A 24424-nucleotide genomic window follows, 5' to 3' on the forward strand; every position below is an offset into this window, starting at 1 on the left:
TTTGCTTAAGTATCGTGTCATTACTGCATTAATACTAATCCCTATTGTTATTGCTGCTTTATTTCTTCTTCCTCCCGCAGGATTTGGATTAGTTATTATTGCCATTTCAGGCTTAGCGGGTTGGGAATGGGCTCAATTTATCGGCTGGCATTCTCAAGGTAAACGTATTGCTACAGGTGTTGGATTTGCTGCACTCTTAGTTCTTATGCAAGCCTCGTTACCGGATTTTGATCACCTGCTTGATACAGCAATGATTAAGAATAGCTTATGGGCTGGGCTCTTTTGGTGGGTAGCGGCGATTTTATTAGTTGTCAGTTATCCGAATTCAGCCAATATGTGGAAAAATTCTGTTCTTCTTAAGTTATTGTTCGGTATATTGACGATTGTTCCTTTTTATTGTGGCATGATGGCGCTACGTATGTTGGGATATAGCACAAACTCATATACAGGGGCCTGGTGGTTACTGTATGTCATGTTATTGGTTTGGGCTGCGGACTCAGGGGCTTATGCATTTGGCCGTTTAATGGGTAAACATAAAATGGCACCGAAAGTATCACCGGGTAAAACTTTGGAAGGTCTGGTGGGCGGGTTAATCACTGCAGGTGTTGTTTCATGGCTATTTACGCGTTTCGCACCAATTACTGAAGTGCCTAACCATCTATTACTGATTTCGGGCGTCGTGGTGATTGTTTCCGTATTCGGCGATCTGGCTGAGAGTATGTTTAAACGTGTTTCCGGCATCAAAGACAGTAGTCAGCTTATCCCTGGGCATGGTGGTGTGCTAGATCGTATTGATAGTTTGACCGCGGCGATCCCTGTTTTCGCTGGATTGGTGTTTTTAGTTTCTTCTGGCTTTCAAATGTAAAGGTAAGCAATGGGTATCCTGTGGAATCTAGCCGCGTTTATTATCGTTTTAGGTATTCTTATTACGGTACATGAATTTGGACATTTTTGGGTAGCAAGACGCTGTGGCGTTTATGTTGAGCGTTTTTCTATTGGTTTTGGTAAAGCGATTTGGCGTAAAACAGATAAACATGGCACCGAATTTGTCGTTGCATGGATACCTTTAGGTGGCTATGTAAAAATGTTGGATGAGCGTGTCGCCGAAGTCGCACCAGAGCGTCGTCATCTCGCTTTTAACAATAAAACCGTCGGGCAAAGAGCCGCTATTGTTGCCGCCGGACCGATTGCAAATTTCTTATTAGCCATTGTGGCTTATTGGCTTGTTTTTATGATAGGGGTGCCGGCATTAAAGCCAATAATTGCAGATATTCGCCCTGACTCTATCGCAGAACAAGCAAAATTAACGCCGGGAATGGAACTAAAATCCGTTGCAGGTATCGAAACGCCTGATCAGAATGCTGTTCGTTTAGCATTAGTGAGTAAAATTGGTGCAAAAGAGGTGGCTTTCGTTGTAACTCAGCCTAACTCTCTTTCTGAGAGTGAGAATATACTGAATTTGCAACAGTGGAATTTTGATCCTGAAAGACAAGATCCTATCGTATCCCTAGGCATCATGCCTGTTGGCGCACGGTTGGACTCTAAAGTTGTAGAAGTAACACCAGACTCTGCGGCTGAAAAAGCAGGTTTACAAGCAGGGGATCGGATCGTTAAAGTCGATGGTCAGCCAATTGATACTTGGCACCCATTTACTTATTTTGTTCGACAAAGCCCCAACAAAACGTTGGAACTGTTAGTTGAACGTAACGGTGCTTCTTTGGTGTTAAATATTACTCCTACAGCAATAGCGCTGAAAGATGGTAGCGAAGTTGGACAAGTGGGTGCGAAGCTACAAGTATTACCGCCAGATGAGCAATACTTGATAATGCAACAATACAACCCATTTTCAGCGTTATATGAAGCATCTGATAAAACATGGCAGTTAATGGGTTTGACTGTCAAAATGATTGGCAAGTTAGTGGTTGGTGATGTCAAGTTAACAAATCTTAGTGGACCGGTTTCTATCGCTAAAGGCGCTGGAATGTCTGCGGATTCAGGTTTTGTTTACTATTTGATGTTTATCGCACTTATCAGTGTCAATCTGGGGATCATTAATTTGTTTCCCCTGCCTGTCTTAGATGGTGGGCACCTGCTTTTCCTGGTTATCGAGAAGATAAAGGGAGGGCCGGTATCTGAGCGTGTACAAGATGTCTGTTATCGTTTCGGTGTTATGGCACTGATGCTGTTAATGGGACTTGCACTTTTCAATGATTTCTCTCGCTTATAATAAAATAAGCAGGGACCGGTTAGGAAAACACAAAACAACGATGGCGATGAAAAAGTTGCTTATAGCGTCGCTGCTGCTGGGCAGCGCCACTGCATACGGTTCAGACGGATTCGTAGTTCAGGACATTCAATTTGAAGGTCTTCAACGCGTCGCCGTTGGTGCAGCATTACTGAACATGCCTGTCCGAGTTGGAGATTCGGTCAGCGATGATGATATTAGTCGAACTATCCGTTCATTATTTGCGACAGGAAACTTCGATGATGTTCGGGTTCTGCGTGACGGAAATGTACTTATTGTTCAAGTTAAAGAGCGTCCAACAATTGCGAGTATTACTTTCTCAGGTAACAAAGCAATTAAAGAAGATATGCTTAAGCAAAATCTTGATGCTTCCAATATCCGTATTGGTGAAACACTTGACCGAACAATGTTGGCTAATATTGAGAAAGGTCTTGAAGATTTCTACTATAGTGTTGGTAAATATAACGCCACAGTAAAAGTTGTTGTGACTCCTCTTCCTCGTAACCGTGTTGATTTAAAACTGGTATTTGCCGAAGGTGTTTCAGCTACTATTCAACAAATCAATATTGTTGGTAATAAAGCATTTAGTACTGCTGAATTAGTTAACCGCTTCCAACTACGTGATGATGTGCCTTGGTGGAACTTAGCGGCTGATGAAAAATATCAGAAACAAAAACTCGCTGGTGACTTAGAGACATTACGAAGTTTTTATCTAGATCGTGGTTATGCACGTTTTGATATTGAATCCACAAACGTTAGCTTAACGCCTGATAAAAAAGGTATTTATATTACTATTAACCTGAAAGAAGGTGATAAATACACGGTTGAAAGTACCGAAATCAATGGTAATACCGCAGGCTATACCAAAGAGATTGAAGATCTGATCCAAATCGCACCAGGCTCACTGTATAACGGTGCTCAAGTGACCAAAACAGAAAATGAAATTAAAAATCTATTAGGTCGCTATGGATACGCCTATCCACGGGTGATGACAAATCCTGAAATCAATGATGAAAATAAAACGGTAAAACTGCATGTTAACGTTGATGCAGGGAATCGTTTCTATGTGCGTCAAATCCGTTTTGCGGGTAATGATATAACCAAAGACTCAGTTTTACGTCGTGAAATGCGTCAAATGGAAGGGGCTTGGTTAGGTAGCGATTTAGTTGAACAAGGTAAAGAGCGTTTAAACCGTTTAGGTTATTTTGAAACAGTCGAAACGGAAACACAGCGTATTCCGGGATCACCTGATCAAGTTGATATCGTTTATCGTGTCAAAGAGCGTAATACGGGTTCACTTAACTTTGGTGTCGGTTTCGGTACAGAAAGTGGTGTCAGCTTCCAAGTTGGGGTAACACAGGATAACTGGTTAGGAACGGGAAATGCTGTTGCGATTAATGCCAGTAAAAATGATTACTCAACGTATGCTGAATTGTCAGTCACTGATCCTTACTTTACTGTAAATGGTGTCAGCTTAGGGGGTCGTATTTTCTATAACGATTTCCGAGCTAATGATGCAGATTTATCCGGCTATACCAATAAATCTTATGGGTTAGACGGCACCTTAGGTTTCCCTATCAATGAATATAACTCGGCTCGTCTTGGCTTAGGCTATACGCATAACGGCTTGTCACGGATGGAACCTCAAGTGGCGATGTGGCGTTATCTTGAAAGTATGGGGGAAAACCCGGGTTTTGATAAACGCGAATCCTTTAATGCGGATGACTATACTGTCAGCATGGGATGGACATTTAATAACTTAAACCGTGGTTTCTTCCCAACCTCTGGGGCAAGAAGTAATTTAAGTGGGCGTATTACTATACCGGGCTCTGATAACAAGTACTATAAAGTAACTTGGGACGGTATGGCTTATTACCCTCTAAATGAAAAAGAGTCTTGGGTCACCTTGTTCAAAGGTCGTTTAGGTTATGGTGACGGTTTAGGGGGTAAAGAATTACCCTTCTATGAAAACTTCTATGCCGGTGGTTCTGGTACAGTGCGTGGTTTCCGTTCCAATAATATCGGTCCTAAAGCAATTTATTTAGATAAAGATGGTAAGCCAAAACCAGGTGAGCCATCTAGCGATGCTATCGGTGGTAATGCTATGGCAGTCGCCAGCTTTGAACTGATCACACCAACGCCATTTATTGATGATAAATACTCTTCATCAGTCAGAACCTCTGTATTCGTTGATGCGGGTACGGTATGGGATACTAAATGGAGTAGCACTAACTCTAATTGGACTGCTGGTATGCCAGATTATAGTCGTGCTGGCGATGTGCGTGTTTCAACCGGTGTGGCTTTACAGTGGTTATCACCTTTAGGTCCGTTAGTCTTCTCTTATGCGAAGCCAATTAAAGATTACGAAGGCGATAAATCTGAGCAATTCCAGTTTAATATTGGTAGAACGTGGTAGCGATGTAAGTAAAGTTGATGTCTTTTCTCAATATATAGAAAAGACATCTCATATCTGACAAAAAATTTATTTTGGGTTTTAAGGAGTCTATCGTGAAAAAATTGTTATGTGCCGCTGCCCTAGGAATGGCATTGACGATGTCAGCAGGCGCTCAAGCTGCAGATAAAGTAGGTGTTGTGAACATCGGTCAAGTTCTCCAAAAAGTGCCTAACCGTGATGCGGTAGAGAAACAATTGGAAAATGAATTTAAATCACGTGATACCGAATTGCAAAATTTAGGTAAAGCATTACAAACTGCGGTTGAGAAATACCAAAAAGATGCACCAACCATGAATGCGACACAACGTGCTAATACAGAAAAAGATCTGGTTGCTAAACGTGAAGCTTATGCACAAAAAGCACAAGCTTTTGAGCAAGACTTTAGCCGTCGTCAAGCAGAAGAGCGTAATAAAATCATGAAACGTGTATTAGACGCTGTTGATGCTGTAGCGAAAAAAGAAGGTTATGATGTGATTTTAGATGCAAACACTGTTCCTTATTTCGCAGACGGTAAAGATATTACTGCTCAGGTTCAAAAACAGGTTAAATAATAGATGTTTTCAATTCGATTAGCTGATCTTGCTCAGCAATTGAATGCACAGTTACACGGCGATGGTGATATCACTATCGCCGGTCTTGCTTCAATGGGCTTAGCAAATGGTGAACAAATTACCTTTCTTTCCGATAGTCGCTATCGTGAAAAATTAAGTGAATGTCAGGCCGCTGCGGTGGTATTAACAGAGGCTGATCTTCCTTTTTGTCCTGTTGCTGCACTGGTGGTGAAAAATCCTTATCTGGCTTATGCACAAATGGCTCAGATTATGGATACTACGCCCGCGCCAGCACAAGATATACATCCTTCTGCTGTTATTGCCGCTGATGCTAAATTAGGGAATAACGTCTCAATTGGTGCCAATGCGGTCATTGAGTCAGGTGTTGAGTTAGGTAATAACGTAGTTATTGGTGCAGGATGTTTTATTGGTAAAAAAGCACATATCGGCGATAATAGCCGTTTGTGGGCAAATGTCTCTGTTTATCATGAAGTTATTATTGGTAAAGATTGTTTAGTACAATCTGGTACTGTCATTGGTTCTGATGGTTTTGGTTATGCCAATGAGCGTGGCAATTGGATTAAAATTCCTCAGTTAGGCTCAGTGATCATTGGTGACCGTGTCGAAATTGGTGCATGTACTACCATCGATAGAGGCGCATTAGATAACACAGTTATCGGTAATGGTGTTATCATTGATAACCAGTGCCAAATCGCACATAACGTCATTATTGGTGACAATACTGCTGTGGCAGGTGGTGTCATCATGGCGGGGAGCCTGAAAATTGGGCGTTACTGTATGATTGGTGGAGCAAGTGTTATCAATGGTCACATGGAAATTTGTGATAAAGTTACGGTAACAGGAATGGGGATGGTTATGCGTCCTATCACTGAACCTGGGGTTTATTCTTCTGGCATTCCGTTACAACCGAATAAAGCATGGCGTAAAACCGCAGCCCTGGTGCTGCGAATTGATGAAATGCAAAAAAGGCTAAAGTCGCTAGAACGTCAAGTAGAAAATAGCGATAAGTAACAAGTAGCATCTTTGACGGTTGTTGTTACCTATTTTGCGACCTGCGCGTTAACTCCCTTTTTGAGTCACAGCAGGTCGTGTCATTCTTAATTAGATTCAGTTTTATTAGACAGGAAGAGTATTGCAATGAGTGATAATCATACTCTGCAAATCGAAGAAATTTTAGATTTACTTCCACACCGTTACCCATTTTTATTGGTTGACCGTGTCCTTGATTTTGAAGAAGGGAAATTTCTAAGAGCAGTAAAAAATGTATCTTTTAATGAGCCTTTCTTTCAAGGTCACTTCCCGGGCAAACCTATTTTCCCTGGTGTACTGATCCTCGAAGCAATGGCGCAGGCAACAGGTATTTTAGCATTCAAAAGCGTAGGAAAACTGGAACCCGGTGAACTTTACTATTTTGCTGCTATTGACGGTGCTCGCTTTAAACGTCCTGTCTTACCTGGAGACCAAATGGTTCTTGAGGTTGAATTCATTAAAGAACGCCGTGGCGTTGCACGCTTTAAAGGCGTCGCTAAAGTTGATGGAGAAATTGCCTGCGAAGCTGAGATGATGTGTGCTCGCCGCCGTGAGGTCTAGCTTATGATTGATAAATCCGCAGTAATTCACCCTTCTTCAATTATTGAAGAGGGTGCGGTAATTGGTGCTAATGTTCGCATTGGCCCTTTTTGCGTTATTGGTAGCCATGTTGAGATTGGTGAAGGTACAGATATCAAATCTCATGTGGTTATTAATGGCCATACACGCATTGGCCGTGATAATCAGATTTACCAATTTGCCTCTATCGGTGAAGTAAACCAAGATCTGAAATATCGTGGTGAGCCGACCCAAGTCATTATTGGTGATCGCAATCTTATCCGCGAAAGTGTCACTATTCATCGTGGTACGACACAAGGCGGTAATATTACTAAAATTGGCAATGATAACTTATTGATGATCAACACCCATGTTGCTCATGATTGTATCATTGGCGATCGCTGTATTATTGCAAATAACGGTACTTTAGGTGGACATGTCACTTTAGGTGATTATGTGATAATCGGTGGTATGAGTGCGGTTCACCAATTTTGTCAGATTGGTTCACATGTCATGGTGGGCGGCTGTTCCGGTGTAGCACAAGATGTTCCTCCTTTTGTGATTGCACAAGGAAACCATGCCACCCCTTATGGTTTGAATATTGAAGGATTAAAACGTCGCGGTTTTGCAAAAGAAGATCTGCATGCCATTCGTAACGCTTACAAGATACTTTATCGTAATGGTAAAACGCTTGAAGAAGCGCGGGAAGAGATTGCTCAATTAGCCGCAGACAATAATAATCAGTATGTAAAAATATTCAGTGATTTTCTGGAAAATTCAGCAAAATCAAACCGCGGTATTATTCGCTAATTAGGATATGACCTTGTCAGGCCAATCATCTATAAAACAGCGTCCGTTAGTTATCGGCCTTGTGGCTGGTGAAACGTCCGGTGATATCTTGGGCGCGGGATTAATCCGCGCTCTTAAACAAATGCATCCCAATATTCGTTTTGTTGGTGTCGCAGGTCCTTTGATGCAAGCAGAAGGTTGTGAAGCTTGGTATGAAATGGAAGAGCTTGCGGTGATGGGGATCGTGGAAGTACTTGAACGTTTGCCACGATTATTGAAGATCAGAAAAGATCTCACTCAACGCTTTACACAACTTAAGCCAGATGTTTTTGTTGGTATTGATGCTCCTGATTTTAATATCACCCTTGAAGGTCGCTTAAAACAAAAAGGGTTGAAAACTATCCATTATGTCAGTCCATCAGTATGGGCTTGGCGTCAAAAACGGGTTTTTAAAATTGGTAAAGCAACGGATTTGGTTTTAGCTTTCCTTCCTTTTGAAAAAGCGTTTTACGATAAATATCAGGTTCCTTGTCGCTTTATCGGTCATACAATGGCTGATGCAATTGCGTTACACCCTGATAAAAAAGCGGCTCGTGAACATCTAGGTATTGATCAAGAGGCAATCTGTTTAGCTCTGCTACCAGGAAGTCGGCATTCTGAAGTGGAAATGCTCAGTGCGGACTTTATAAAAACAGCGCAGCGATTAAAGCAACAGATCCCCGCATTACATATTGTTGTCCCTTTGGTAAATGCGAAGCGACGGGCACAATTTGAACAAATACATCAAAGTGTTGCCCCAAAACTTGAAATCCAACTCTTAGATGGACAAGCAAGAGAGGCGATGACCGCCAGTGATGCGACTTTATTAGCATCTGGTACAGCCGCCTTAGAATGCATGTTAACGAAATGCCCGATGGTAGTGGGTTATCGTATGAAACCATTTACCTTTTGGTTAGCAAAAAAATTAGTTAAAACGCCCTATGTCTCTTTACCCAATTTATTAGCGGGACGGGAAATAATTAAAGAGTTGCTGCAAGAAGAGTGCACACCAGAAGCACTGGCAGAACAATTACTCCCCCTATTAACGGATGCGGAAAAAGCACAACACTTAAAAGAGATATTTTTACAATTACACTCAGCTATCCGTTGTCGTGCTGATGAGCAAGCAGCGAATGCAGTTTTAGAATTAGCAGGTCAATAATGGAATTTGTCTATCCTAAAGCAAACCTAATTGCAGGCGTCGATGAAGTCGGTCGCGGGCCATTGGTGGGTGCGGTAGTTACTGCTGCGGTGATCCTCGATCCAGCTAATCCTATTCAGGGATTAATGGACTCGAAAAAATTGACCGAGAAAAAACGCAATGCGCTTTATGATGAAATAAAAGAAAAAGCATTATGTTGGGCTATTGGACGTGCTGAGCCTGAAGAGATAGATAAACTGAATATTCTTTGGGCAACAATGAAAGCCATGGAGCGTGCTGTCGCGGGATTATCCATAACGCCTGATATGGTCTTAGTCGACGGAAACCGTTGTCCTAACTTGCCAATGGCATCTCAAGCAGTGATTAAAGGTGATAGTTTAGTTCAAGAAATTAGCGCAGCGTCAATACTGGCTAAAGTTACCCGTGATAGGGAAATGGAACAGCTAGATAAACTTTATCCTGATTACGGCTTTGCCAAACATAAAGGCTATCCAACAGCCTTCCATATGGAAAAACTGGCTTCATTAGGGGCAACGCCTTATCATCGTAAAAGTTTTGCGCCTGTAAAACGTGCTTTAAATTTAGTCTAATCCACAGAGTAATTAATAAGATATGGCAGATCCTCGTTTTATCCATCTAAGGGTACACAGCGATTATTCAATGATCGATGGATTGGCAAAAACAGGGCCTCTTGTGAAGAAAGTGGCTTCGCTGGGTATGCCTGCTTTTGCAATTACAGATTTCACTAACTTATGTGGGTTAGTGAAATTTTATGGTGCGGCTCATGGTGCCGGTATCAAACCTATTGTTGGTGCAGATGTCTATCTGGAAACGGAACTATTAGGTGATGAATACGCGCATTTAACCATTCTCGCCCGTGATAATGTGGGATACCAAAACCTAACACTATTGATTTCTGAAGCTTATAAACATGGTTATGGTGCTGCCGGACCGGTTATCAAACAAGAGTGGTTAACAACATATAAAGAAGGTCTCTTGTTGCTTTCTGGCGGTAGAATGGGAGATGTTGGTAAATTCCTACTACGCGGTAATCGAGCTTTAGTTGAGCAATGTCTTGAATATTATCAAACGCACTTTCCTGATAGCTATTATTTAGAGCTTATTCGTACCGGGCGTCCGGATGAAGAGAGCTACTTACACGAAGCTGTAGCCTTAGCATCAGAAAAAGGGCTTCCTGTTGTTGCGACAAATGATGTCCGTTTTCTGGATAGTGATGATTTTGATGCTCATGAAATTCGCGTGGCTATTCATGATGGTTTCACATTATCCGATCCTAAACGTCCTAAACACTACAGTCCTCAGCAATATATGCGCACAGAAGAAGAGATGTGTGAGCTTTTTGCTGATATTCCTGAAGCATTAGAAAACAGTGTTGAAATAGCCAAACGCTGTAATGTGACCATTCGTTTAGGTGAATACTTTCTTCCTCAATTCCCGACCGGGGATATGAGTACAGAAGATTTCTTAATTAAAAAGTCCAAAGAGGGCTTAGAAGAGCGCCTTGCCTTTTTATTTCCTGATCCGCAAGAGAGAGAAAAGCGACGTCCTGAATACGATGAGCGTCTTGAGATTGAACTTAAAGTTATTAACCAGATGGGATTTCCCGGTTACTTTTTGATAGTGATGGAATTTATCCAGTGGTCTAAAGATAATGGCGTTCCTGTAGGGCCAGGACGTGGTTCAGGTGCTGGCTCACTGGTGGCTTATTCGCTTAAGATAACAGATCTCGATCCTCTTGAGTTTGATCTACTGTTTGAACGTTTTCTTAATCCAGAACGTGTATCAATGCCTGACTTTGACGTTGACTTCTGTATGGAGAAGCGCGATAGAGTTATCGATCACGTTGCGGATATGTATGGTCGTGATGCCGTATCGCAAATCATTACCTTTGGTACTATGGCGGCCAAAGCTGTTATTCGAGATGTTGGGCGTGTTTTAGGACACCCTTATGGCTTCGTTGATAGAATTTCCAAGCTTGTTCCCCCAGATCCGGGAATGACGTTAGAAAAAGCCTTTGCCGCCGAGCCTCAGTTACCTGAAATTTACGAAGCTGATGAAGAAGTGAAATCGCTTATTGATATGGCGCGTAAATTAGAAGGGGTAACGCGTAATGCGGGTAAGCATGCCGGTGGTGTCGTTATTTCTCCAACCAAAATTACCGACTTTGCGCCACTTTATTGCGATCCGGAAGGGAATAACCCGGTTACACAATTTGATAAGAATGATGTTGAATATGCCGGTCTTGTTAAATTTGACTTCTTAGGGTTAAGAACGCTGACGATAATCAACTGGGCATTAGAAATGATTAATGCTCGACGGGCTAAAAAATCACTTGAGCCTGTTGATATATCAGCCATTTCATTAACCGATCAGCGTAGCTTCGATATGTTGCAACGCTCTGAAACCACCGCGGTATTCCAATTGGAATCCCGTGGTATGAAAGATCTGATAAAGCGTCTGCGACCAGACTGCTTCGAAGATATGATTGCGTTAGTTGCACTGTTTCGCCCAGGGCCTTTACAGTCGGGGATGGTGGATAACTTTATCGACCGAAAACACGGTGTTGAAGAGATTTCCTACCCTGATGTTAAATGGCAACATGAGAGCTTACAGCCTGTATTAGAGCCAACTTATGGTGTTATCTTGTATCAAGAGCAAGTGATGCAGATAGCACAGGTACTTGCCGGTTATACCTTGGGTGGCGCGGATATGTTACGACGCGCGATGGGTAAGAAAAAACCTGAGGAGATGGCAAAACAGCGCTCTGTGTTTGAAGCGGGGGCGATTAAAAATGGTGTTGATGGCGAATTAGCCATGAAAATCTTTGACTTGGTAGAGAAATTTGCCGGTTATGGATTTAACAAATCGCACTCAGCGGCTTATGCCTTAGTTTCTTATCAAACGCTCTGGTTAAAAGCTCACTATCCTGCGGAGTTTATGGCGGCAGTCATGACTGCCGATATGGATAATACCGAAAAAGTGGTCGGTCTGGTGGATGAATGTTGGCGAATGGGTTTAAAAGTCCTTCCTCCAGATATTAATAGTGGGCTTTATCATTTCCATGTTAATGATGAAGGCGAAATAGTGTATGGCATAGGGGCCATCAAAGGGGTTGGAGAAGGCCCTATTGAGGCAATTGTCGAAGCGCGTCAACAAGGTGGTCATTTTAAAGATATTTTTGATCTCTGTGCGAGAACAGAAACCAAAAAATTGAATCGCCGAGTGATGGAAAAACTGATAATGTCAGGCGCATTTGATAAATTAGGGCCTCACCGTGCAGCATTAATGTCTTCGCTGGAAGATGCCTTAAAGGCGGCAGATCAACACGCAAAAGCGGAAGCCATTGGGCAATCCGATATGTTTGGTGTATTGGCAGAAGCCCCAGAGCAAGTGGAACGTTCTTATGCCAATGTACCTAAATGGCCAGATCAAGTTGTTTTAGAAGGTGAGCGAGAAACCCTCGGTTTATATTTAACGGGACATCCCATCACCCGTTATCTAAAAGAAATTGAACGATATGCGGCAGGAACCCGTCTAAAAGATTTAGTACCTACCCCCCGAGGTCAGATGGTAAAAGTGGCAGGATTAGTCCTTGCTTCGAAAGTCTTTACCACTAAACGAGGGAATAGAATTGGTATATGTACGTTAGATGATCGTTCTGGTCGTTTGGAAATTATGTTATTTTCCGATGCATTAGATAAATACCAACATCTATTGGAACAAGATCGGATTTTAATTGCTACCGGGCAGGTCAGCTTTGATGATTTCAACGGTGGGCTTAAAATGACAGTCCGCGAATTAATGGATATTAACGAAGCGCGTGAAAAATATGCTCGAGGGCTTGCTATCTCGTTATCAGACAGGCAAATTAATGAGCAATTATTAAATCGTCTTCGCGGCGTTTTAGAACCTCATCGTTCAGGCACGATCCCGGTTCATCTTTATTTTCAAAAGCATGATGCCTGTGCACGTTTGCGTTTTGGTGCAACATGGCGAGTAACGCCGACTGATATGCTTTTGACCGATCTGCGAACTCTGCTGGGTAATGAGCAGGTGGAATTAGAATTTGACTAGAATAGGAATGTTATGAGTCTTAATTTTCTGGATTTTGAACAGCCAATTGCCGAGTTAGAAGCGAAAATCGATTCGCTAACCGCAGTTAGCCAACATGATGAAAAAATTGATATTAATATTGATGAAGAAGTTGCACGCTTAAGAGAAAAAAGTTTAGAACTTACTCGAAAAATTTTCTCTGATCTTGGTGCATGGCAAGTGGCACAACTTGCTCGTCATCCATTAAGACCTTATACCCTTGATTATATTAATCGTGTTTTTACTGATTTTCAGGAGTTGGCGGGTGATCGCGCTTATGCTGATGATAAAGCGATTGTCGGTGGTATTGCTCGTTTAGACGGTCGTCCGGTGATGATCATTGGTCATCAAAAAGGACGTGAAACGAAAGAAAAAATTCGTCGTAATTTTGGTATGCCGGCTCCTGAAGGTTATCGCAAAGCGCTGCGTTTAATGGAAATGGCACAACGTTTTAAATTACCTATTATCACTTTTATTGATACTCCGGGAGCTTATCCGGGGGTGGGCGCTGAAGAGCGTGGACAATCAGAAGCGATTGCTCGTAATTTAAGAGAAATGTCTCGCTTTGGTGTGCCAATTATTTGTACCGTTATTGGCGAAGGTGGCTCTGGTGGTGCTTTGGCGATTGGTGTGGGTGATAAAGTGAATATGTTGCAGTACAGCACCTATTCCGTTATTTCGCCAGAAGGTTGTGCTTCTATTCTATGGAAGAGTGCTGATAAAGCACCATTAGCTGCTGAAGCTATGGGGATCACGGCAAATCGTTTAAAAGAATTAAAATTGATTGATACGGTGATCCCTGAACCTTTAGGTGGTGCTCATCGTCATTATGATGAAATGGCAGCATCACTAAAAGCACAGCTAAAAGCTGATTTAGCGCAGTTAGATGAGTTTGATACAGAAGAACTCACTAACCGCCGTTATCAACGCTTAATGGAATATGGCTATTGCTGATTGAGCGGGTACTTAGCTAGCCATTAAAAAGATCACTCCCCATGCTATAGCATGGGGTTTTTTTTATGGCGAATAGGATCAGGCTATTATCACACCACTATCACTCCAGCTAATTTTTCTTTTATAAAACTATTTCTATTATTAATAGTAATAGCTTGTGATACTTTCATTTTTAATTATATATCAATATGTTAACTCGATCTCAAATATAAGATTTATGTTTATCTTTGCTTAAAAAATACGTAACCCTACCTATGATTTGATAAGGCTTATCGTTAATCAAAGAAGGAAAAGTTATGATTTCATTTAGCAACAAAGTAGGCATTATCACCGGAGGTAATAGTGGTATCGGTTTAGCTAGCGCTGAGAAATTTTTATCACTAGGGGCATCGGTTGTTATTACTGGAAGTCATTCAGGTCGTGGGGAAAAAGCACAAAAGTATTTGCAAGATAAAGGGTTTTCCGCAGAATTTGTACAAATGGATGCCGCCAATGAGCAAGATAATCAACAACTGGTTAAGCATGTAGTAAAACATTATGGCAAAGTGGATTTTTTATTTGCTAATGCGGGGGTTTTAACCGATACCGTTGCCGATAAATTACATTACGATCAATGGAAAAAAGTGCTTGATGTTAATCTTAATGGACTATTTCTTATTAACCGCGCGGTTATTCAACATTGGTTAGAAACTAAAACCACAGGCGCTATTGTTAACTGTAGTTCAATCTGCTCTTTTGTCGGCCAGCATGCATTTCCTGCTTATTGCTCCTCTAAAGGGGGCATTAAATTACTCACACAAACGTTAGCGCTTGATTATGCCAGTCAAGGTATTCGTGTTAATGCTGTTTGTCCAGGCTATATTGATACTCCTTTATTAGAGGGGCGTGAATTAGACAAACAAAAACTCGTCGCTTTACACCCTATTGGTCGGTTAGGTACACCTGAAGAGGTGGCTAATGTTGTTGCCTTTTTAGCAAGTGATGCCGCCTCGTTTGTCACAGGGGCTTCTTATCTCGTTGATGGTGGTTTTACGGCATAATTTAAACCCATGACAGCGATGAGGACAGCATTTTCTTAGTATCGTTATCAGCTTAAGTGAAAAGCTATATTCTGCTTTCTTTTTTATTATGTTGTGGCGAAAGGTTGTGTTCGTGCAAAATGCAATGGAAAGGCTTAACATAACCCATTGAATTCCTCGATAACTGATAATGCTATGGAACTGAAAAATTGTCCTCTTATTAACGAAATTAAACGACAAATTGGCTCTCATACTCATATTTTAGTGGGTTTTAGTGGTGGAGTTGATTCAACCGTTTTATTGCATGGGTTGGTTTACTTACGTGATAAATATCAACTTCCTTTAGAATTAACGGCAATTTATGTTCATCATGGATTGAATTCAAAAGCCGATGATTGGCTCACGCATTGCGAACATTTTTGTCATAACTGGCAGGTCAGTTTTATCAGTGAAAGAGTACAAGTCAATGGGAAAGAAGGGGGAATTGAGCAGGGTGCCAGAGAAGCGCGCTATCAAGCTTATCGCCAATATTTACAGCCTAATCAAGTTTTAGTGACGGCACAACATCAAGATGATCAAGCGGAAACTTTCCTATTAGCGCTTAAACGCGGTAGTGGACCGGCTGGGTTGTCTTCAATGCCTGCAAAAATGCCTTTTGAACAAGGGTATTTATTACGACCATTACTTAATATCACACGTGAGCAAATCGAAGCTTATGCACATGAGCACGGTTTATTATGGATTGAGGATGATAGTAATCAAGATGATCGCTATGATCGCAATTTCTTACGTTTACATGTTATGCCTCTATTGACTCAGCGCTGGCCACATTTTTCTCAAGCTGTCACTCGTAGTGCCGCACTGTGTGGTGAACAAGAAGCGCTCTTAGATGAGTTACTCGATGTAGAATTGCAGCAATTGATTGATGAGCATCAGAGTTTAGATATCAATTTATTGTCCCGCTGTAGCGAAATAAAACGTAATGCATTGTTGCGTCGTTGGTTTGCTAAATGTAATAAAAGCATGCCATCAAGATCTCAATTGTCGCGGCTATGGCAAGAAGTTGCTTTAGCTAAAGCAGATGCAGAGCCACGGTTACGTTTTTTCCAAGATGAAGTTAGGCGTTATCAACAACGCCTCTATCTTGTGCCTGTTATGGAAGAACTAACGGATAGGGTTATCGAATGGTCATTATCACAACCTTTAATTTTGCCTAATCAGTTAGGGATATTAGCGGTGAGTCGTGATAGCGGTAAAACAATCTGCAGAGCACCGTTAGCAGATGAAAAAGTGACGGTTCGTTTTGGCTTAACCGCTTCATCTTTACGTATTGTTGGGCGAGATTTGGCCAGATCAAGCAAGAAAATTTGGCAAGAGCTTAATATTGCCCCATGGCAAAGAACTCGTATCCCATTGATTTATTATAACGATACATTAATTGCAGGGGTTAATACTTTTGTGACTTTAGAGGGAAATGCAACAACAGAACAAAGTATAACAATTGAGTGGCAAGCGTCGTAAACAACCGCCAATTACGGCGGTTGTTTATGTAAATAGTTATTCAGATTTGATTATGATAGTGCCAAGTTCGGGATGAGAAAAACTGGCAATAATATCCAGTCGTAAATCTTTTGCACCCTCAGATGTTTTTACTTTCAGATATTCAACTTTTTTACTTAAAAAGAGATCATCTGCGACACCATCAATTTGCTCACCATTATGTAATTCAATATGGAGTGTTAAGCCTCGTTGGCAAGCTAACTCCAAATATTCATAATCATCACAATTAATTGGTTGATATTCTGTATTTGTTGACATATTCCCTCACCACTCGTTCGTGGCGGTATTGCCGCCAGTGAATAATTCAGAATAAAATCATTATGCTGTTATTCGAAGTGATCACAATAGTTATTGTGATAATTTTCTGAAATAGTGCATTCTGCGACAAGATTTAAGAATTTATACTAAAACGTAGTGTAATTATCTTAAAGGGGGTTTTATTCACCCTTTTTGCTTAAAAAAATGCTAAACTAGCATTGAAAACGAGAAATTAGAAAGTACCCAGAACTTAGGGAGTTGATGATGGGGAAAAAACTTTTATTTGCAGCCATTGCTGCAGGGTTATTTATTATGTCAGGCTGCCAGAATAATATTGGCCTGTCACTCGATGGTAAAATTGTTGATCAAACATATAACAGTATTCTACCTTGTGCCGATTGTTCTGGTATCGACACGACTATTCTTGTCAATCAAGATGGCTCTTATGTAATGGAGCAAAGTTACCAAGGCACTTCTGATGACAATCGAAGTTTTTTTGAGTCAGGTACTTGGTCATTAAGTAAAGATAAACTGACCTTGACTAATAGTTATGGCGAGAAGAGTTACTATTTACCTCGTGAAGATAAATTAGTTATGTTGGATATCGATGGTAATGTAATTAATTCGGGTCTTAATTATACCTTAGCAAAGGTTCAACCTAAGCAGTTAGCGGGGGAATTTACCTATTTTGCTGACGCTGGAACCTTTAAAGATTGCCAATCTGGACGTGTCTATGCCGCTGATGGATTAGTATTAGAAAAAGGCTATTTTGCTACAGGCGTTGATGGCGGAACACCTGTCTATCTAGAGGTCAGAGGTTACTATAGTATTCGTCCTTCAATGGAAGATGGACAGTATGATCGTGCATTAGTGGTTACCGATAATAAACCACGCTTTGATCGTCATGGCTCTTGCAATAGCCGTCGTAATAGCAGAAGTTAATTCATTATAAAAAAACCGCTTTAAATAAAGCGGTTTTTTTTACGTTAACAAAAGTGGTAACAGCAGTCGTTAAGTTTGGTCAGTTTAGCCCAATAAGGGCTAAACAATATTAAATGGATTAAGCTAGTTGCTCTTTAATAAAGGCAACAACATCATTCACATTGACCAGAGATTTATCATCACTACGGCGTGCTTTATACTCAACTTGTTCGTTATCCAGATTACGATCACCAATCACGATGGTGTGTGGTACACCAATCAGTTCCATATCTGCAAACATCACACCTGGGCGCTCTTTGCGATCATCAAATAATACATCAATACCCTGTGCACGTAAGTCAGCATAGAGTTTCTCTGCTACTTCTTTTACACGATAAGAACGATGCATGTTCATTGGTAAAATGGCAACTTGGAAAGGTGCGATAGCATCAGGCCAGATAATACCACGGGCATCATGGTTTTGTTCGATTGCCGCTGCAACGATACGAGTAATACCAATACCATAACAACCCATAGTCACAACTTGGTTATGGCCTTCTTCGTTTTGTACCGTCGCTTTTAATGCTTCAGAATATTTCTTACCTAGTTGGAAGATATGACCGACTTCAATACCACGTTTGATAAGTAAAGTACCTTTACCATCTGGGCTTGGATCACCTTCGACAACATTACGGATATCCGCCATTTCAGCAAGAGGTAAATCACGCTCCCAGTTAATACCAAAGTAGTGTTTACCATCAATATTTGCACCAGCACCAAAATCGCTCATAACAGATACAGCGCGATCGATAATGATTGGTAATGGCAAGTTAATTGGACCAAGAGAGCCTGGACCTGCATTAACAGCTTGGCGGATCTCTTCTTCAGTCGCGAAAACTAAAGGTGAAGCGACAATGCTACATTTTTCTGCTTTTATTTCATTGAGCTCATGATCACCACGGACTAATAAAGCCACTAATTTATGACCACTTTCTTCAGTTGCATGAACAATAAGTGTTTTAACTGTTTTTTCAATAGGCAGATTAAATTGTTCAACTAATTCAGCAATAGTTTTTGCGTTTGGTGTATCTACTAAACGCAACTCTTCTGTTGCTGGTGAACGAGGTGTTGCTGGCATAACCGCTTCTGCTAATTCAATATTAGCAGCATAGTCAGATGCTGTTGAGAATACGATATCATCTTCTCCGCTATCTGCTAATACTTGAAATTCATGAGAGGCACTACCACCAATAGAGCCTGTATCAGCCAATACTGGACGGAAGTCTAAACCAATACGAGTAAAGATATTGCTATAGGCTTGATACATTCTGTCGTAAGTCTCTTGTAGAGACTCTTGAGAGATATGGAATGAATAGGCATCTTTCATGATAAACTCACGTGAACGCATAACACCAAAGCGCGGGCGTACTTCATCACGGAATTTAGTTTGAATTTGGTAAAGGTTGAGTGGTAGTTGTTTGTAAGAGGTGATTTCATTACGAACAATATCGGTCACCACTTCTTCATGGGTTGGACCTAAAACAAAAGGACGCTCACCGCGATCTGTAAAACGCAACAATTCTGGGCCATATTGTTCCCAACGGCCACTTTCTTGCCATAGATCAGCAGGCTGAACAACCGGCATTGAAATTTCGAGTGAGCCTGCGTTGTCCATCTCTTCACGAACAATTTTCTCAATTTTTCTCAGGACACGAACACCGGTCGGCATCCAATCATAAAGACCAGATGCGAGTTTACGGATCATACCTGCGCGAAGCATGAGTTGATGGCTGACAATTTCGGCATCAGCAGGCGTCTCTTTCAAAGTAGAGAGCAAATAGTGGCTAGTACGCATTATTAGGTTCCATTAGAACAAAAATACTTAGGCTGACTGTCAGGCCAGTCTACATCAATATAAATAGAGAAAGTCTTTAGTCTACCAGTGACTTAGGTTTGCCAAAAGAGGCAAAGCATTTTTTTCAATCTGATTTGCTTAAAGACAAGAAGTTTCAATGTTAGTAAGTGCAAGTTAGCGCGGTTCTATACTAAGAACAAGTGTTTGCTGCCCATTGACTTGCCAACGAATATTAAAATCCAGTAAATGCACCGCATATACTCTATCACTTTGTTCGCTTTTTTTATAAGCAGGACGCGGATCTTGTTGCAATACTTGAGTGATAAATCGCATAAGATGAGGATATTGATGAGAGTAATATTGTAACTGCTGTGTGGCATCTTCAGAAAAAAGAATCTCCATCTCTTCATGAGGAGCATATTGGGCAAAGCCTGCTGTTGCATCCGCAATAGACTCAGCATAGGGAAGGTACGGCTTGATATCAATAATGGGGGTTCCATCAATAAGATCTAGACTGCCTAGTTGCAAAATCACCGATTGCTTTTCAATAATGATATCTTTTAGCTCGACTAATGACATGCCGATAGCATTAGGGCGAAAAGTTGAGCGAGTGGCGAAAACCCCGAGTTTGCTATTCCCCCCTAATCTTGGTGGGCGCACTAATGGATGCCAACCTTGTTGCGCTGTTTGATGAAAAATAAATAATAACCAAAGATGGCTAAATTGTTCTAAGCCTCTTACTGCATCAGGATGATTATAAGGTGTGTGTAGTATTAGCTGGCCTACGCCATCCTGGACTAATCCAGGTTGGCGAGGAACGGCAAATTTCTCTTTATAAGGGCTGATAATATGCCCTATAGATGTTATTTGGTAGCTATTCATTGAGTAATTAATAGTGCTGAACCTTCACAGATTGCCGATTGATAGCAACCCATTCCTGTGACTATTTGGCATTCATGTAATAAAACTGCATTCGCATTTTTATAAGCCGCTTTGATAGCCATTCTTTTTTTCGCAGCAGGTAAGCTTGCGGGTGGATCTTGTAGTGTTTGTCGGCAAGATTCACCGGCAACAACACCTAAATCTTTAAAAGGCGCACCTAAAAGATCTTCTGTTTTTTCAACAATGCGAACAGGAGATAAAGTTTGCTGTTTGGGCTTTTGTGGTTGGCCAGGTTTATTTAAACGCATATCCGTAAACTTAGACTGATCAACATCAGATGATTTCTGCATTGAACAGCCGGTCATAAACAGCGCTATAATGCCAATAAGTAGCAAGCGCATGTGCATGGGTATATCCTCTTTATTATTGTCTATACAAAAATTAAACCGCCCTAATTTAATGCAAATTAGCCCAGTAAAAAAGAGAAAGGCGAACAAATGTCCGCCTTTTTTATTATTAAGTTGAGTTGTGAGATGATTACCAACCTTTTACTGCACCACCGTTAAAAATCTTATTCGCAGCGCTATCGACTTCATCTGTTTGATAAGATTGAATAAATTTCTTCACATTTTCATCATCTTTATTGTCCTCACGGGCAACAATAATATTGACATAAGGTGAATCTTTATCTTCAACAAAAATACCATCTTTTGCTGGAGTTAAGTTAACTTGACTCGCATAGGTTGTATTAATAACCGCTAAGTAGATTTTTTGATCATCTAAAGAGCGCGGTAATTGTGGTGCTTCTAACTCAACTAATTGTATGTTTTTCGGATTTTCAATGATATCCAGTTTAGTCGGTAATAAACCAACCCCTTCCTTTAATTTCACTAATCCTACTTTTTCTAAAAGTAGCAGTGAACGACCTAAGTTAGTTGGATCATTAGGGATAGCCACTTGTGCACCATCGGGTAAATCTGCTAAATCCGTTATTTTTTTAGAATAACCAGCAATAGGGTAAATAAAGGTATTACCTACAGCCGTAATTTTGTAATTACGATCTTTGATTTGTTGATCTAAATAAGGCTTATGTTGAAAGGCATTAATATCAATATCACCACGGCTTAATGATTCATTCGGCATGACAAAGTCATTGAAAGTGACGAGTTCAACATTAAGTCCATATTTATCTTTAGCGACTTGTTTAGCAACTTCAGCAACTTGTTGTTCAGAACCAGAAATAACCCCCACACGGATATGATTGGGATCTTTTTCTTTTTCGCCACAACCTGCTAAAGCTAAAGCACCGACTAACGCACTGACTACAGCAAGTGATTTAAATTTCAATGACATAGATTTACCCTTTCTTTGAACTGGTTAAATAAAAGGTTTCATACAAACTACATTTATTGATTAGATAGTAGATGAATAGAAACCTTTAATTCATTTATTTATGTGTTGTCAGTTTAACTAAACGATCGCCAATAAACTGAATGATAAAAACAAGAATAACAAGTAGTACAATGACGGTATTCATTACTGTGGCATTATAGCCCACATAACCATACTGATAACCAATTTGACCTAAACCACCGGCACCCACAGCGCCCCCCATTGCGGAATAACCAACTAATGTAATGAGTGTAATGGTCGCAGCATTAATTAAACCTGGTAAAGATTCTGGTAATAAAACTTTCTTGATTATCTGCATTGGTGTTGCCCCCATGGCTCGAGAAGCTTCAATTAAACCATGAGGTATTTCTAATAAGGTATTTTCTACCATACGTGCAATAAAAGGTGCAGCTCCTACAGTTAACGGAACGATAGCCGCCTGTAAACCAATGGATGTTCCTACTACCATACGTGTAAAAGGGATCATCCAAACTAATAAGATAATAAAAGGGATGGCCCTAAAAATATTAACTAAAGCAGAAATTACTTTATAAGCGGGTGAGTTCGCCATAATTTGCTCTGGTCGAGTCACATAAAGTAAGACACCTAATGGTAATCCAATGACAAAACCAAAAAAGCCTGAGACAAATGTCATGACTAAGGTTTCCCAGATCCCACTAATTAATAAATAAATCATTCCTTCAGACATAACCGAGAACCTCTACTTTCACATGATGCTCTTCTAAAAACGCGATAGACTTTTCTGTGTTACCATTTTTACCGTGTAATTCTGCTAGCATCACGCCAAACTTTACTCCACCGGCATAGTCCATTTGAGAACTTAAAATATTAATATCAGCATCAAAACGACGAGCAACAATAGACATTAATGGCGCATCAACAGATAACCCATTAAATTCAAGCTTTAACAGCGGGAATAAGCCTTCTTCCCACTCTGGCTTCATACGTTCTTTATAATCGTCAGGAATATCCAATTGTAATGTTGATTGAATAAATGCTTGAGAAACGGGTGTTTTAGGGTGAGAGAAAACCTCACTTACCGCATCACTTTCAACTAATTGACCACCACTGATCACGGCAACTTGGTCACAAATACGTTTTACAACATCCATCTCATGAGTGATAAGTAAAATAGTTAATCCTAAACGACGATTAATATCTTTTAACAGTTCTAAAATAGAACGCGTCGTTGCAGGATCAAGAGCACTAGTTGCCTCATCACACAATAAAACGTTTGGTGAATTAGCTAATGCTCGAGCAATCGCAACACGCTGCTTTTGTCCCCCTGATAAATTGGCAGGGTAATACTCTTTTTTATCTGCTAAACCCACTAATTCTAATAACTCATTAACACGTTTATTAATATCTGCACGCGGCGTGTTATCAAGTTCTAGAGGTAAGGCAACATTATCAAATACCGTTCTTGAGGACAGTAAATTAAAATGTTGGAAAATCATGCCAATGCCACGACGTGCTTTGGTTAATTCTTTATCAGATAATTTTGTTAGATCACGACCATCAACCCAAACTTCACCTGATGTCGGCTTTTCTAACATGTTTACACAGCGTATGAGAGTACTTTTACCTGCACCTGACGACCCAATCACACCAAAAATCTGCCCTTGTGGCACATGCAGGTTAATATTTGATAGCGCTTGTATTGAACGCGCTCCCTGCTTAAATACTTTATTTATATTCGTCAGTTTAATCATCTTGTTCTTTATATAAGTAGAATATGGGGCATTCACGCTATTCTGCCCGAGTTAAAATAGATGTTAAGGCGTCTAGACGTCCAAGTCAACAAAAAAGAGCAGAAGCGTAATAGGTAATAATAGTCAATAAAAGAAAGAAAGGTGGATATGCTTCTCTATATAAGAAAAAACATGCGATACTAAGCGCAAATATCTAAAAGGAGTAATGCTGTGAGCAAGGGGATTTCTGCGATTTTTTTAGATCGCGATGGAACGATTAATATCGATCATGGTTATGTATCTGAAATTGATAACTTTGAATTTATCGAAGGTGTGATTGAAGCAATGGCTGAATTAAAAGCCATGGGATATGCTTTAGTGCTAGTGACTAATCAGTCAGGTATTGGTCGAGGGTATTATAGTGAAGATCAGTTTTTACATTTAACTGAATGGATGGATTGGTCTTTAGCTGATCGAGGCGTCGATTTAGACGGCATTTATTATTGCCCACATCATCCAGATGCAATTATAGAAGAATACAAAAAAGAGTGTGACTGTCGTAAACCTGCAACAGGTATGTTTATGGATGCGAAAACACAATTAAACATCGATATGGCATCTTCTTATATGGTGGGAGATAAAAAAGAAGATATGTTGGCAGCAAAAGCGGCTGGCGTTGGGCATAAAATTCTCGTTCGCACAGGAAAAGCGATTACAGAAGAGGCCGAAACTTGTGCAGATTTTGTTCTAGATAGCTTATCCGACTTGCCAAAATGGCTTAAAAGCCACAAAAAATAGGCACTTCGTTTAATTAACCAACAAACAAACATTTTTTTTCAAAAAACTATTGCCAGCCTCAGAAAACTCCCTATAATGCGTCCTCGTTGTCACGGCACAGGGCGCTAAGCG

Annotated in this window: 22 protein-coding genes; 15 read left to right on the forward strand and 7 right to left on the reverse strand. The window is 40.6% G+C overall.

Annotated elements, in window-relative coordinates; genetic code table 11:
* The first annotated feature begins 1 nt into the window (after position 1).
* From cdsA to tilS, 13 genes are all read left to right on the forward strand, one after another.
* Positions 2-865 (forward strand): phosphatidate cytidylyltransferase, encoded by an 864-nt coding sequence (gene cdsA, locus AACV00_RS03080; RefSeq protein ID WP_071425818.1) that lies wholly within the window; start codon positions 2-4, stop codon positions 863-865.
* A gap of 9 nt (positions 866-874) precedes the next feature.
* Complete coding sequence (rseP, locus tag AACV00_RS03085; protein WP_063108635.1) at positions 875-2227, forward strand: sigma E protease regulator RseP; 1353 nt, start codon at positions 875-877, stop codon at positions 2225-2227.
* Positions 2228-2267: 40 nt separating this feature from the next.
* The gene (bamA, locus tag AACV00_RS03090; RefSeq protein WP_004248714.1) at positions 2268-4661 is read left to right on the forward strand and encodes an outer membrane protein assembly factor BamA; all 2394 of its coding nucleotides are present in this window, start codon (positions 2268-2270) and stop codon (positions 4659-4661) included.
* A gap of 92 nt (positions 4662-4753) precedes the next feature.
* Positions 4754-5251: an OmpH family outer membrane protein gene (locus AACV00_RS03095; RefSeq protein ID WP_004248713.1), complete on the forward strand. Its 498-nt coding sequence runs from the start codon at positions 4754-4756 to the stop codon at positions 5249-5251.
* A gap of 3 nt (positions 5252-5254) precedes the next feature.
* A complete protein-coding gene (gene lpxD / locus AACV00_RS03100; RefSeq protein WP_004245463.1) occupies positions 5255-6283 on the forward strand; it encodes a UDP-3-O-(3-hydroxymyristoyl)glucosamine N-acyltransferase in 1029 nt (342 codons plus the stop codon).
* A gap of 126 nt (positions 6284-6409) precedes the next feature.
* Positions 6410-6862: a 3-hydroxyacyl-ACP dehydratase FabZ gene (fabZ, locus tag AACV00_RS03105; protein ID WP_004245462.1), complete on the forward strand. Its 453-nt coding sequence runs from the start codon at positions 6410-6412 to the stop codon at positions 6860-6862.
* A gap of 3 nt (positions 6863-6865) precedes the next feature.
* Positions 6866-7669 (forward strand): acyl-ACP--UDP-N-acetylglucosamine O-acyltransferase, encoded by an 804-nt coding sequence (gene lpxA, locus AACV00_RS03110; protein WP_004245460.1) that lies wholly within the window; start codon positions 6866-6868, stop codon positions 7667-7669.
* Between the two features lie 7 nt (positions 7670-7676).
* Positions 7677-8849, forward strand: coding sequence for a lipid-A-disaccharide synthase (lpxB, locus tag AACV00_RS03115; protein ID WP_017628592.1), 1173 nt, complete (start codon positions 7677-7679; stop codon positions 8847-8849).
* Positions 8849-9439: a ribonuclease HII gene (gene rnhB / locus AACV00_RS03120; RefSeq protein ID WP_004245458.1), complete on the forward strand. Its 591-nt coding sequence runs from the start codon at positions 8849-8851 to the stop codon at positions 9437-9439. The genes lpxB and rnhB overlap by 1 nt, the downstream gene beginning before the upstream one ends.
* 22 nt (positions 9440-9461) lie before the next feature.
* A complete protein-coding gene (gene dnaE, locus AACV00_RS03125; RefSeq protein WP_004248711.1) occupies positions 9462-12944 on the forward strand; it encodes a DNA polymerase III subunit alpha in 3483 nt (1160 codons plus the stop codon).
* 12 nt (positions 12945-12956) lie between these two features.
* Positions 12957-13916 (forward strand): acetyl-CoA carboxylase carboxyl transferase subunit alpha, encoded by a 960-nt coding sequence (gene accA, locus AACV00_RS03130; protein ID WP_004245456.1) that lies wholly within the window; start codon positions 12957-12959, stop codon positions 13914-13916.
* Positions 13917-14212: 296 nt separating this feature from the next.
* Positions 14213-14956: an SDR family NAD(P)-dependent oxidoreductase gene (locus AACV00_RS03135; RefSeq protein ID WP_004250252.1), complete on the forward strand. Its 744-nt coding sequence runs from the start codon at positions 14213-14215 to the stop codon at positions 14954-14956.
* Positions 14957-15130: 174 nt separating this feature from the next.
* A complete protein-coding gene (tilS, locus tag AACV00_RS03140; RefSeq protein WP_161680188.1) occupies positions 15131-16456 on the forward strand; it encodes a tRNA lysidine(34) synthetase TilS in 1326 nt (441 codons plus the stop codon).
* A gap of 36 nt (positions 16457-16492) precedes the next feature.
* Here tilS and rof read toward each other — a convergent pair whose 3' ends face one another.
* Positions 16493-16753 (reverse strand): Rho-binding antiterminator, encoded by a 261-nt coding sequence (gene rof / locus AACV00_RS03145; protein ID WP_004245453.1) that lies wholly within the window; start codon positions 16751-16753, stop codon positions 16493-16495.
* 261 nt (positions 16754-17014) lie between these two features.
* On the opposite strand from rof, the gene nlpE reads away from it, so the two are divergent.
* A complete protein-coding gene (nlpE, locus tag AACV00_RS03150) occupies positions 17015-17695 on the forward strand; it encodes an envelope stress response activation lipoprotein NlpE (RefSeq protein WP_004245452.1) in 681 nt (226 codons plus the stop codon).
* A gap of 118 nt (positions 17696-17813) precedes the next feature.
* On the opposite strand, the gene proS is transcribed toward nlpE, so the two are convergent.
* The 6 genes from proS to metN form a co-directional block, all read right to left on the reverse strand.
* Complete coding sequence (proS, locus tag AACV00_RS03155; RefSeq protein WP_049236307.1) at positions 17814-19529, reverse strand: proline--tRNA ligase; 1716 nt, start codon at positions 19527-19529, stop codon at positions 17814-17816.
* A gap of 174 nt (positions 19530-19703) precedes the next feature.
* A complete protein-coding gene (gene tsaA / locus AACV00_RS03160; protein ID WP_004245450.1) occupies positions 19704-20411 on the reverse strand; it encodes a tRNA (N6-threonylcarbamoyladenosine(37)-N6)-methyltransferase TrmO in 708 nt (235 codons plus the stop codon).
* The gene (gene rcsF, locus AACV00_RS03165) at positions 20408-20818 is read right to left on the reverse strand and encodes an Rcs stress response system protein RcsF (protein WP_004248708.1); all 411 of its coding nucleotides are present in this window, start codon (positions 20816-20818) and stop codon (positions 20408-20410) included. Before rcsF ends, tsaA begins: the two co-directional genes overlap by 4 nt.
* A 130-nt stretch (positions 20819-20948) precedes the next feature.
* Positions 20949-21764, reverse strand: a complete 816-nt coding sequence (locus tag AACV00_RS03170) for a MetQ/NlpA family lipoprotein (RefSeq protein ID WP_004248707.1) — start codon at positions 21762-21764, stop codon at positions 20949-20951.
* A 94-nt stretch (positions 21765-21858) separates the two neighbouring features.
* Complete coding sequence (locus AACV00_RS03175; RefSeq protein WP_004245447.1) at positions 21859-22512, reverse strand: methionine ABC transporter permease MetI; 654 nt, start codon at positions 22510-22512, stop codon at positions 21859-21861.
* Complete coding sequence (gene metN, locus AACV00_RS03180; protein ID WP_004245446.1) at positions 22505-23536, reverse strand: methionine ABC transporter ATP-binding protein MetN; 1032 nt, start codon at positions 23534-23536, stop codon at positions 22505-22507. The genes AACV00_RS03175 and metN overlap by 8 nt, the downstream gene beginning before the upstream one ends.
* Before the next feature lie 210 nt (positions 23537-23746).
* Between metN and gmhB the strand changes: the two genes are divergently transcribed.
* The gene (gene gmhB, locus AACV00_RS03185) at positions 23747-24313 is read left to right on the forward strand and encodes a D-glycero-beta-D-manno-heptose 1,7-bisphosphate 7-phosphatase (protein WP_017827605.1); all 567 of its coding nucleotides are present in this window, start codon (positions 23747-23749) and stop codon (positions 24311-24313) included.
* Positions 24314-24424 lie beyond the last annotated feature (111 nt).

This window comes from Proteus sp. G3927 (assembly GCF_963894685.1).
GTDB classification, from domain to species: Bacteria; Pseudomonadota; Gammaproteobacteria; order Enterobacterales; family Enterobacteriaceae; genus Proteus; species Proteus mirabilis.

Bases quoted from the DNA above. Each gene is read 5' to 3' on its own strand.
- rseP (WP_063108635.1), top strand. From the start codon at position 875: ATGGGTATCCTGTGGAATCTAGCCGCGTTTATTATCGTTTTAGGTATT.
- bamA (WP_004248714.1), top strand. From the start codon at position 2,268: ATGGCGATGAAAAAGTTGCTTATAGCGTCGCTGCTGCTGGGCAGCGCC.
- lpxD (WP_004245463.1), top strand. From the start codon at position 5,255: ATGTTTTCAATTCGATTAGCTGATCTTGCTCAGCAATTGAATGCACAG.
- fabZ (WP_004245462.1), top strand. From the start codon at position 6,410: ATGAGTGATAATCATACTCTGCAAATCGAAGAAATTTTAGATTTACTT.
- lpxA (WP_004245460.1), top strand. From the start codon at position 6,866: ATGATTGATAAATCCGCAGTAATTCACCCTTCTTCAATTATTGAAGAG.
- lpxB (WP_017628592.1), top strand. From the start codon at position 7,677: ATGACCTTGTCAGGCCAATCATCTATAAAACAGCGTCCGTTAGTTATC.
- rnhB (WP_004245458.1), top strand. From the start codon at position 8,849: ATGGAATTTGTCTATCCTAAAGCAAACCTAATTGCAGGCGTCGATGAA.
- dnaE (WP_004248711.1), top strand. From the start codon at position 9,462: ATGGCAGATCCTCGTTTTATCCATCTAAGGGTACACAGCGATTATTCA.
- accA (WP_004245456.1), top strand. From the start codon at position 12,957: ATGAGTCTTAATTTTCTGGATTTTGAACAGCCAATTGCCGAGTTAGAA.
- AACV00_RS03135 (WP_004250252.1), top strand. From the start codon at position 14,213: ATGATTTCATTTAGCAACAAAGTAGGCATTATCACCGGAGGTAATAGT.
- tilS (WP_161680188.1), top strand. From the start codon at position 15,131: ATGGAACTGAAAAATTGTCCTCTTATTAACGAAATTAAACGACAAATT.
- rof (WP_004245453.1), bottom strand. From the start codon at position 16,753: ATGTCAACAAATACAGAATATCAACCAATTAATTGTGATGATTATGAA.
- nlpE (WP_004245452.1), top strand. From the start codon at position 17,015: ATGATGGGGAAAAAACTTTTATTTGCAGCCATTGCTGCAGGGTTATTT.
- proS (WP_049236307.1), bottom strand. From the start codon at position 19,529: ATGCGTACTAGCCACTATTTGCTCTCTACTTTGAAAGAGACGCCTGCT.
- tsaA (WP_004245450.1), bottom strand. From the start codon at position 20,411: ATGAATAGCTACCAAATAACATCTATAGGGCATATTATCAGCCCTTAT.
- rcsF (WP_004248708.1), bottom strand. From the start codon at position 20,818: ATGCACATGCGCTTGCTACTTATTGGCATTATAGCGCTGTTTATGACC.
- AACV00_RS03170 (WP_004248707.1), bottom strand. From the start codon at position 21,764: ATGTCATTGAAATTTAAATCACTTGCTGTAGTCAGTGCGTTAGTCGGT.
- AACV00_RS03175 (WP_004245447.1), bottom strand. From the start codon at position 22,512: ATGTCTGAAGGAATGATTTATTTATTAATTAGTGGGATCTGGGAAACC.
- metN (WP_004245446.1), bottom strand. From the start codon at position 23,536: ATGATTAAACTGACGAATATAAATAAAGTATTTAAGCAGGGAGCGCGT.